The following is an 8,774-nucleotide window of genomic DNA, read 5'->3' on the forward strand; positions in this document are numbered from 1 at the left end:
ATTGGGATGATTGAAAAGAACCTCACAGACACAAACACACGAGTAGATGAACTGTTAGAACAACTTCTTGACCGTCAGAACCTAAATGCTGCCTATGTACAAGTGGTCGGTAATGGTGGTGCTTGCGGTATCGATAAGATGGGCGTCGAATCCCTTGGAGATTATCTTAGAGAGCATAAGGAGAAACTTTTAACATCCATCAAGCAAGGGAATTATTCTCCTTCTGCCGTAAGACGTGTTGAAATTCCTAAAGACAATGGGTCAAAGCGAATGCTAGGCATCCCAACGGTAGTTGACCGGCTCATCCAACAGGGCATTAGTCAAATCCTGACCCCAATCTACGAACCTGAATTCAGTGACCACAGCTATGGTTTTCGTCCGGGTCGCAACGCGCATCAAGGGCTTCTCAAATGCAAGACATACATTCAACAGGGGTATAATTATTTCGTAGATATGGACTTAGAGCAGTTCTTCGATACGGTTAATCACAGTAAACTGATTGTCTAGGAAGATTAAAGACGGAAGATTGATTTGGCTGATTCATAAATACTTGAGAGCAGGTGTAGAAATAAACGGAAGGACTATAGTAACTACAGAAGGTGTACCTCAAGGAGTCCCACTAAGCCCACTTTTGAGCAATATTATGCTTGATGAACTGGACAAAGAACTGGAATCTCGAGGACACAAATTTGTACGTTACGCTGATGACCTTATGATACTTTGTCGTAGTAAACGGAGTGCCTGACGGGTTATGGGATCGATCACAAAATTTGTTGAAGGTAAGCTGATGCTTAAAGTCAATAAAGAGAAAAGCGTCGTTGGTCATGTATCCAAGATTAAATTTCTAGGCTACAGTTTCTACAATTACAGAGGGGAGTGGCGCTTACGTATTCACCCTAAAAGTCTAGGGAAGATGAAAGCTAAGATTAAAGGACTAACTAGCGGACATGGAGTCGAGTCTGCGAAAAATGGATAAATGGTATCGCCGTCGGCTACGTATGGTCAAATGGAAACAATGGAAACATAGTACGACTAAAGTCACTAAGCTGACGCAACTAGGGGTAAGTAAGTATAAGGCGCAAGAATGGGCACATACAAGGAAAAGTTATTGGCACACAGCAAAAAGCTGGATACTGTCAACCACTCTCTCCAACGATTATCTTAAACATCTGGGATACCCATCTTTACTGGCAGAATACAAGCGAGTTTGTGTTAAAACTTAAGGAAGCGCCGTATACCGATCGGTACGTACGGTGCTGTGGAAGGTCGGAACGGGAATTAATCCCGTTCCTCCTATCCGATTATGGATTGTTCCTAATGTTTTTGTATTTCTGTGTGATTGAGCCGCTAGTACCACCAAAAGGCATTATGATAAAGAATCCAGTCTCCCACTATATGTATATAAAACTAGATTATCCTAATCATCTAAATACATCTAAATATTTGAGTAATCTAGTCCTAGTCTATTGAAAAGAAAATAAAACTAAAAAATCCCCAAGCTTTCACTTGGAGATTCTATAATTATAATGTTTTTTCGAAAAAGTCTTATTTTTCTTTTTCTTCATTGATGTCTGTTGAAACAGAATCATCGTTATCCGGGTTTTCACCTTTTACAACAATTTCGTTTGTCTCAGCGTCTAAATCAACAACTAATAATGCTTTGGATTTGAGTTCACCTTTCAGCAATTCTTCTGCGATTGGATCTTCCATGTATTTTTGAATAGCGCGTTTCAAAGGACGGGCACCAAAGTTGGTGTCAAAACCTTTTTCAGCGATATAATCTTTAGCTTTATCAGTCAATTGGATGCTGTGACCTAATGCCTCGATACGTCCAAACAATGATTTCAATTCAATATCAATGATTTTGAAGATGTTTTCTTTGGACAATGAATTGAACACGATTACATCATCCACACGATTCAAGAACTCAGGTGCAAAGGCGCGTTTTAAAGCGGTCTCGATAACTCCTCTTGAATGTGCATCTGCTTGGCTTTCCTTGGCAGTAGTCGTGAAACCAACCCCTTGGCCAAATTCTTTCAATTGACGTACACCAATATTGGAAGTCATGATGATGATTGTATTTCTGAAATCCACACGACGACCTAATGAGTCTGTCAATTGACCTTCGTCCAATACTTGTAATAACAAATTGAATACATCAGGGTGCGCTTTTTCAATCTCATCAAGCAATACGACCGAATACGGTTTGCGACGTACTTTTTCGGTTAATTGACCACCTTCTTCATAACCTACGTATCCTGGAGGCGCTCCTACAAGACGCGAAACGGCGAATTTTTCCATGTATTCACTCATGTCCACTTGAATTAACGAATCTTCAGAGTCAAACATGAAACGTGCTAATTCTTTGGCTAATTCTGTTTTACCAACACCAGTAGGACCTAAGAAGATAAAAGAACCAATCGGTTTTTTAGGATCTTTTAATCCTGCACGTGTACGTTGAATTGCTTTGACTAATTTTTGTACAGCATCATCTTGACCAATGATACGACCTTTCATCGACTCGCCCATGTTCAATAGCTTTTGGCTATCAGTTTGGCTTACACGTTGAACAGGAATACCGGTCATCATCGATACCACTTCAGCCACGTTATCTTCTGAAACAGTATAACGTTTGGTTTTGGTCTCGGCTTCCCAAGCTGCTTTTTCTTTCTCTAACTCTTCTAAAAGTTTTTTCTCTGTATCGCGTAACTTAGCTGCTTCTTCGTATTTCTGCGAACGCACAACACGGTTTTTCTCTACTTTTACGTCTTCGATTTTCTCTTCGATATCGATAATCGCTTGTGGAACGTGAATGTTCGTCAAGTGTACACGTGATCCAGCTTCATCCAATGCATCAATAGCTTTGTCCGGTAAGAAACGATCCGTAATGTATCTTGTTGTCAAGGTTACACACGCTTCCAATGCTTCTGGCGTGTAATTTACATTATGGTGTTCTTCGTATTTATCTTTGATACGATTTAAGATCTCAAGTGTCTCATCGTGCGAAGCTGGCTCAATCATTACCTTTTGGAAACGACGATCCAAAGCACCATCTTTCTCAATGAATTGACGGTACTCATCTAGTGTAGTAGCTCCGATACATTGAATTTCTCCACGTGCCAGCGCCGGTTTGAACATATTGGATGCATCCAGAGATCCTGAAGCACCACCTGCACCCACAATCGTGTGAATTTCATCAATGAATAGGATGACATCCGGAGATTTTTCCAACTCATTCATGACAGCTTTCATACGTTCTTCGAACTGTCCACGGTATTTAGTACCAGCCACCAAAGAAGCCAAATCCAACGTAACGACACGCTTATTGAACAATACGCGTGAAACTTTACGCTGTACTATACGTAATGCAAGACCTTCAGCGATAGCCGACTTACCGACTCCCGGCTCACCGATCAAAATCGGATTGTTTTTCTTACGGCGTGATAGGATTTGTGAGACGCGCTCAATTTCTTTTTCGCGACCGACAATAGGGTCCAGTTTACCTTCTTCTGCTGCACGAGTAAGGTCACGACCAAAATTGTCCAAAACAGGAGTTTTGGATTTTATATCGGACACCTTCTTAGGCGCAGAGAAGTTTTCTTGCTCTTCGTAATCATCATCCGGTGTCGAAGAACCCGACGCTTCATCCGTAATGTTCGTTTTGCTCTGTTCTACTTCGTTTTTGAATAAGTCGTAAGAAATTCCATATTGCTGCAATATCTGTGAGGCAATGTTGTCTTCGTCGCGAAGAATCGCTAACAAAAGATGTTCGGTGCCAATGATATCCGATTTGAAGATTTTAGCTTCTAAATATGTAATTTTTAAAACTTTCTCAGCTTGTTTAGTAAGTGGGACAGATCCTATAGGCGTACGGGACACAGATGACCCTTTTACGGCATCCTCTACGGATTGGCGTATCACGGCTGTATCCAGATTAAGATTTTTGAGAATTTTGATAGCTATTCCATCACCTTCCCGGATAAGTCCTAGCAAGAGATGCTCCGTCCCTATATAGTCATGACGCAGGCGCAGTGCCTCCTCACGGCTGTAGGATATTACATCTTTTACTCTTGGTGAAAATTTTGCTTCCATTTAATTACCTTTCTTTTAAGTGAGGTTTTTTATAAAAGTATAAAATAAATAAGAAAACCACACTTATATTTATGTATAAATTATCAACAATTAAGCCACAATCTGATATGGTCAAAATGGCAGAATTTAGGCGCTAAAATCTTATAGCTTCATAATCAAGAGCTAACCCTTAATTTTTATTTGGAACATTAATTATTATCTTTGGTTAAGAAAAATTTAGATATCAATTCGTATAAAATATATAATGTCGGACGAAAAAATAATCTTTTCAATGGCTGGGGTAAACAAGATTTATGCCCCACAAAAACAAGTTTTAAAAAACATTTACTTATCCTTTTTCTACGGAGCAAAAATCGGTGTCATAGGTCTTAATGGTTCGGGTAAATCTTCCTTACTGAAGATTATCGCTGGATTAGATAAGTCGTATCAAGGTGAGGTCGTGTTCTCCCCGGGGTATTCTGTAGGTTTTTTGGCACAGGAGCCGGAGTTGGATCCAGAGAAAACGGTTCGTGAAATCGTTGAAGAGGGTGTTGCAGAGATTACTGCCATTCTGAAAGAATACGAGGATATCAACGAGCGTTTTGGTCTTCCAGAAGTATATGAGAATGCGGACGAAATGGATAAACTTTTGGCGCGCCAAGGGGAATTGCAGGATAAGATTGACGCCACTAATGCTTGGGAATTGGACGCGAAATTAGAGCGTGCCATGGATGCATTACGTTGTCCGGAGCCAGAGGCGAAGATTGCCAATCTGTCAGGAGGGGAGCGCCGTCGTGTAGCGATGTGTCGTTTGCTCTTGCAAGAACCTGATGTATTGCTATTGGATGAGCCTACCAACCACTTGGATGCAGAGTCCATTGATTGGCTTGAGCAACACTTACAACAATATAAAGGTACGGTCATCGCAGTGACGCACGATAGATACTTCTTGGATAATGTGGCAGGATGGATTCTGGAGTTGGACAGAGGAGAGGGTATTCCTTGGAAAGGTAATTATTCATCTTGGTTGGATCAAAAATCGAAACGTCTAGCGCAAGAGGAGAAACAAGAAACTAAACGTCAAAAAACATTGGAACGGGAGTTGGAATGGGTGAAAATGGCACCAAAAGCACGCCATGCCAAATCCAAAGCTCGTCTCCACAATTACGAGAAGTTAGCTTCTGAGGAAACAAAGGAGCGTGAAGAAAAATTGGAATTGTTCATTCCGCCAGGACCACGTTTGGGGAATGTCGTTATAGAGGCAAACAATATATCCAAATCGTACGGAGACCGTATTTTATTTGAAAATTTGAGTTTCTCTTTGCCTCCAGCGGGTATTGTTGGTATTATCGGACCCAATGGTGCAGGTAAAACAACTTTGTTTAGACTGATTACAGGACAAGAGAAACCGGATACCGGAGATTTTAAAGTAGGGGAAACAGTTGTGTTGGGCTATGTAGACCAGATGCATGATGATTTAGATCCGAATAAATCCGTATGGGAAAATATTACCGACGGAAATGATAATATTTTGCTGGGTAATAAAACCTTGAATTCGCGTGCTTACGTCTCAAAATTCAACTTCAATGGAGCAGATCAACAAAAGAAGGTCGGCGTATTGTCAGGTGGAGAGCGTAACCGTGTACACTTGGCTATTACTTTGAAAAAAGCATCTAATGTATTATTGCTCGATGAGCCTACCAATGATATCGACGTGAATACCTTGCGTGCACTGGAGGAAGGTTTGGAAAATTTCGGTGGTTGTGCGGTTATCATCTCTCACGATAGATGGTTCTTGGATCGTATCTGTACGCATATTATTGCTTTTGAGGGTGATTCTCAAGTTTATTTCTTCGAAGGTAACTATACAGAATATGAGGAAAACCGTAAGAAACGTCTTGGCGATGTAGGTCCAAAACGAATCAAGTACAAAAAATTGGTTAAGTAATACACAAACATACATATGGAGTCTGCAAAGCTTCTTGAAGCCATTATTGATACAGCTATTGACGGCATCATTACCATCGATAGCAGAGGGCTGGTAGAATCTATCAATCCGGCTGCCCTAACTTTATTTGGTTATACAGCAGACGAGGTGATTGGAAATAATATTTCGATGTTGATGCCCGAGCCTGACCGCGGACGCCATGATTCGTATATCTCCAATTACCAGGAAACCGGCAATAAAAAGATTATCGGGATTGGCCGCGAAGTATTAGGTTTGAAAAAAGATGGTACTACTTTTCCTTTTCGTCTGGCTGTAAGTGAAGTTTTTTATAAGAATAAAAGCATTTTTACAGGCTTTATTCATGATTTGACCAAGGAGAAAGCAGCCGAAGATAAATTGTTGAAAAATACAATCGAACTGGAAGAGACGGTTAGACATCGTACCAAAGACTTAATCGCAATCGTTTCTGAACTTGAGCGGGCGAAGGATGATGTCAGCAACTCTTTAGAAAAGGAAAAAGAACTGAACCAGCTCAAATCGCGATTTGTATCGATGGCTTCACACGAATTTCGGACACCTTTGAGTTCTGTTCAGCTTTCTGCGTCTTTAATCGATAAATATGTAGAACAAGAAAAGCTGGATGCAGTCGCTAAACACACGGGTCGTATAAAAGGTGCAGTACAGTTGCTAAATAATATTTTAAACGATTTTTTGTCGTTAGAAAAATTAGAAGCTGGAGTGGTGATGGTCAATCAGGAAAAGATCAATATAGTGCACTTGGGCGAGGAAATTTCGGGTGAGATGCAAATGATTTGTAAGAAAAATCAGCATATCGTGTATCAACATACAGGAGCTATTGCCGAGTTTAATCTGGATGCACATTTACTCAAAAGCAGTATTATCAATCTGATATCCAATGCGATTAAATATTCTGGTGAAGATACCTTCATCGAATTTACCACAGAGATTACAGCCGACACTTGTACCATAGAGATACGTGATAATGGCATCGGGATTCCTGAGGAGGACCAAAAGAATCTATTCGAACCATTCTTTCGGGCGCATAATACGGGTAACATCCCCGGTACTGGCTTGGGATTGAATATCGTGAAGCGTTATGTCTCATTGATGGGCGGAGAGCTTCACTACTGGTCTGCAATTAATAAGGGAACATCTTTTAAAATGATTTTCAGAAATAACCACATCGATGAATAAACGCACAATATTGATTATCGAAGATAATCTGGAGATAAGAGAAGGAACAGCCGAAATATTAGAATTGACGGGTGGATACAATGTATTGACCGCTGAAAACGGAAAAATAGGTGTGGACCTGGCTATCAAAAATCTTCCAGATATTATATTATGTGATATCATGATGCCCGAATTGGACGGCTATGGTGTATTGTATATGCTGAGCAAGCATGAGTCAACCATGCACATTCCGTTTATTTTCTTAACGGCCAAATCGGAGCGTGTGGATATGCGCAAGGCGATGGAAATGGGTGCCGACGATTATTTGGTCAAACCATTTGATGACATCGAATTGTTAAATTCCATTGAAAGCCGCCTTCGTAAGCGGGATAGTCTTCAATCAACGCTCGAAAAATCCCATACATTGTCCCTTAGTGAAGACGATCAAAATGTGCTATTACATGAATTGGTCAATGAAGCGAGGGTTAAAATTTACAAAAAGAAGCAATTAATATACGAAGAAGGTGATACACCTATATATGTATATTATCTGTTGAGTGGTAAGGTTCGTTCATTTCTATACTATCAAGATGGCCGAGAATTGTCAACATATATTCATACCAAAGATGAATTTTTTGGTTATGAATCCATTTTGTTGAATGAGCGTTACACGGAGAGTGCTAGCGCGTTAGAAGACGCTGAGATTGCGCTGATTCCCAAGGAAAATTTTTTTGAATTGATGTTCAACAAACCCGCTATTGCCACAAAATTTATCAAGTTGCTATCCGGGGATATCAAAGAAAAAGAAGAGCAAATGTTGGGATTTGCTTATGATTCGGTGCGTAAAAGAGTCGCAAACACGCTCGTTCAGGTAGCGCAAAAGACTATCTCCGCACCAGATGAAGATGAAGTGGTGATCAGAATCTCCCGAGATGATCTAGCGGCACTGGCAGGTACGGCCAATGAAACCATCAGTAGAATGCTGGCGGACTTTAAGGATGAGAAGCTTATCATCAAGGAAGGAAATGCCATTCGGATATTTTCTGTACAAAAACTTAAAAATATTAAGCAATAGAAGATATAAATTTAGAAAAAACGGACAATGTGAATTGCCCGTTTTTTTTATAATTTATTTAGAAATAAATTATAGATAATTAATCCCAGATTACGCAGTAGATATTTTCATTTGAAGATCTATAGGGTAATCCCAAAGTCCACGGAACCATTTTCTACGTTTTTTTGTTAGTGCAATTTTGAGCTTGAGCGTATGACCTACCTTTTCAAAGTAATCACCAATCGCAAAAGTTCTGTAACGTAGTGTTGATAATGTTTTTTGCGTTTTTTCCTGTAAGACGAATATCCTGAATATGGACATTAGATTATAAGCTATCATGGAGAATATTAATGCGGCTTCTGTTGGATAAAATCCTTTCAGGTTAAAGCTCTCTGCTCCAAAATCGGCTTTCAATTCTTTGATTCTGTTCTCCGCATCCCCACGTTGGCGATACATCCGCCATACATCAGTTGCAGCAAATTCATTATTGGTAAAGTATGCAGAATA

At 40.1% G+C, this 8,774-nt stretch carries 9 protein-coding genes; 7 read left to right on the plus strand and 2 right to left on the minus strand.

What is annotated here, in order from left to right:
- The 4 genes from EDC17_RS17445 to EDC17_RS17135 all read left to right on the plus strand — a co-directional run.
- On the plus strand, positions 1–507 hold a 507-nt coding region (locus tag EDC17_RS17445; protein WP_262708201.1), incomplete at its 5' end, for a reverse transcriptase domain-containing protein.
- Positions 500–745 (plus strand): reverse transcriptase domain-containing protein, encoded by a 246-nt coding sequence (locus EDC17_RS17450; protein ID WP_207895795.1) that lies wholly within the window; start codon positions 500–502, stop codon positions 743–745. The genes EDC17_RS17445 and EDC17_RS17450, both read left to right, overlap by 8 nt.
- 6 nt (positions 746–751) lie before the next feature.
- Entirely contained in the window at positions 752–976 is a 225-nt protein-coding gene (locus EDC17_RS17130; protein ID WP_207895796.1) for a hypothetical protein, read from the plus strand.
- Positions 969–1,223 carry a hypothetical protein gene (locus EDC17_RS17135; RefSeq protein ID WP_207895797.1) on the plus strand — a complete coding sequence of 85 codons (255 nt, stop codon included), beginning with the start codon at positions 969–971 and terminating at the stop codon, positions 1,221–1,223. The genes EDC17_RS17130 and EDC17_RS17135 overlap by 8 nt, the downstream gene beginning before the upstream one ends.
- Positions 1,224–1,545: 322 nt before the next feature.
- Here the strand turns inward: EDC17_RS17135 and EDC17_RS16125 are convergent, their stop codons facing one another.
- Positions 1,546–4,092 carry an ATP-dependent Clp protease ATP-binding subunit gene (locus tag EDC17_RS16125; RefSeq protein WP_132779203.1) on the minus strand — a complete coding sequence of 849 codons (2,547 nt, stop codon included), beginning with the start codon at positions 4,090–4,092 and terminating at the stop codon, positions 1,546–1,548.
- Positions 4,093–4,336: 244 nt separating this feature from the next.
- Between EDC17_RS16125 and ettA the strand changes: the two genes are divergently transcribed.
- Genes ettA through EDC17_RS16140 form a run of 3 tightly spaced genes read left to right on the plus strand, consistent with a single transcriptional unit; the run spans position 4,337 to position 8,288 of the window.
- Complete coding sequence (gene ettA, locus EDC17_RS16130) at positions 4,337–6,019, plus strand: energy-dependent translational throttle protein EttA (RefSeq protein ID WP_132779205.1); 1,683 nt, start codon at positions 4,337–4,339, stop codon at positions 6,017–6,019.
- Positions 6,020–6,034: 15 nt separating this feature from the next.
- Entirely contained in the window at positions 6,035–7,234 is a 1,200-nt protein-coding gene (locus EDC17_RS16135; RefSeq protein WP_132779206.1) for a PAS domain-containing sensor histidine kinase, read from the plus strand.
- A complete protein-coding gene (locus EDC17_RS16140) occupies positions 7,227–8,288 on the plus strand; it encodes a response regulator (RefSeq protein ID WP_132779208.1) in 1,062 nt (353 codons plus the stop codon). Before EDC17_RS16135 ends, EDC17_RS16140 begins: the two co-directional genes overlap by 8 nt.
- Positions 8,289–8,378: 90 nt before the next feature.
- On the opposite strand, the gene EDC17_RS16145 is transcribed toward EDC17_RS16140, so the two are convergent.
- Positions 8,379–8,774: transposase (locus tag EDC17_RS16145; RefSeq protein ID WP_207895798.1), on the minus strand; the 396-nt coding region annotated here is incomplete at its 5' end.

The organism is Sphingobacterium alimentarium (assembly GCF_004342685.1).
In the GTDB taxonomy this organism is placed as follows: domain Bacteria; phylum Bacteroidota; class Bacteroidia; order Sphingobacteriales; family Sphingobacteriaceae; genus Sphingobacterium; species Sphingobacterium alimentarium.